Source organism: Streptomyces sp. CO7 (assembly GCF_053474865.1).
The window spans coordinates 120,088-121,408 of record NZ_JBRIOU010000001.1; the positions used below are offsets into that span (position 1 = coordinate 120,088).

The 1,321-nt window shown below is 72.4% G+C and carries 3 protein-coding genes; 2 read left to right on the top strand and 1 reads right to left on the bottom strand.

What is annotated here, in order from left to right; all coding sequences use genetic code 11:
* On the top strand, positions 1–387 hold a 387-nt coding region (locus ACOV8S_RS00550; RefSeq protein ID WP_448315237.1), incomplete at its 5' end, for a response regulator transcription factor.
* Here the strand turns inward: ACOV8S_RS00550 and ACOV8S_RS00555 are convergent.
* Positions 346–843 carry a MarR family winged helix-turn-helix transcriptional regulator gene (locus tag ACOV8S_RS00555; RefSeq protein WP_448315239.1) on the bottom strand — a complete coding sequence of 166 codons (498 nt, stop codon included), beginning with the start codon at positions 841–843 and terminating at the stop codon, positions 346–348. The two genes, ACOV8S_RS00550 and ACOV8S_RS00555, sit on opposite strands and share 42 nt — an antisense overlap.
* Before the next feature lie 101 nt (positions 844–944).
* Here ACOV8S_RS00555 and ACOV8S_RS00560 point away from each other — a divergent pair.
* On the top strand, positions 945–1,321 hold a 377-nt coding region (locus ACOV8S_RS00560; protein ID WP_448315241.1), incomplete at its 3' end, for a methyltransferase domain-containing protein.

Sequence of the window (1,321 nt, forward strand, 5' to 3'; positions counted from 1 at the left end):
GCGAAGGACTGTTCGCTGTCGCGGCTGCTGACGGTGGTGCGGGGGGTGCTGCGTGACGAGACGCATCTGCCGCCGGCCCTGCTGACGGGGGTGCTGCGGGAGATGACCGCGGCGCGGCGGCACCGGACGGAGAGCGAGCGGCTGGTGGAGTCGCTGACGCCCCGGGAGCGTGAGGTGCTGCGCTGCATGGTGGCGGGGCTGGGCCGCAAGGCGGTCGCGGAGCGGCTGTTCCTGTCGCCGCACACGGTGCGCACGCACATGCAGAACGTGCTGGGGAAGCTGGGCGTGCACTCGACGCTGGCGGCGGTGGCGCTGGCGCGCCGGGCCGGGGTGGGGCCGGTGGACCTAGCCGGGGATGTTGTCGAACGGGGCGGTCAGCCGGCGTAGCAGGGTGGCGAGTTCGCCGCGTTCGCCGCGGGAGAGCTCGGACAGCAGGGCGCGTTCCTGGTCGAGGAGGCCGGCGAGGGCCAGGTCGGCGCGGTTCTTGCCCTCCTCGGTGAGGCGGACGAGGACGCCGCGGCGGTCGCTGGGGTCGGGGAGGCGTTCGACGAGGCTCTTCTTGGTGAGCCGGTCGATGCGGTTGGTCATGGTGCCGGAGGTGACCAGGGTCTGGGTGAGGAGCTGGCCCGGGGAGAGCTGGTAGGGGGCTCCGGCGCGGCGCAGGGCGGTGAGCACGTCGAACTCCCAGGGTTCGAGCTGGTGCTCGGAGAAGGCGAGCCGGCGGGCGCGGTCGAGGTGGCGGGCGAGCCGGCTGACCCGGCTGAGCACTTCGAGTGGTTCCACGTCGAGGTCCGGGCGCTCCCGGCGCCATGCTGCGACCAGCCGATCGACCTCGTCCTCCATGCGATCAGTGTAGTGGTTGTGTCGACGTGAAGTCTCTTGACGTCCAGTGTCTTGATGTCGATTTTCTTGACGTCGAGATACCTGCCTGGTGCACTGGGGGCATGAACTGGGATGCCGAGCAGTACTTGCGTCATGCGGGCGACCGCGCACGGCCGTTCGCCGATCTGCTGGCCCGGGTGCCCGGGCTGCCCGGGTCCACGCCGCGGATCGCGGACCTGGGCTGCGGACCGGGAAACACGACGGCGGCGCTGCTCGCGGGGAGGTGGCCCGGGGCGCGGATCACCGGTTACGACAACTCTCCGGCGATGCTGGAGCGGGCGGCGGCGCTGGCCGGCCCGACGGAGGGCGGGGGCTCGCTGGAGTTCGCCCACGCGGACCTCACGGAGTGGAGGCCCGGCGGGTCGTGGGACCTGATCGTCTCCAACGCGGCGCTGCACTGGGTGCCGGGGCACGTGGAGGCGCTGCCGGGGTGGGCGGA

Coding starts and splice junctions, on each gene's coding strand:
- ACOV8S_RS00555 (WP_448315239.1), bottom strand. CDS start 843: ATGGAGGACGAGGTCGATCGGCTGGTCGCAGCATGGCGCCGGGAGCGC.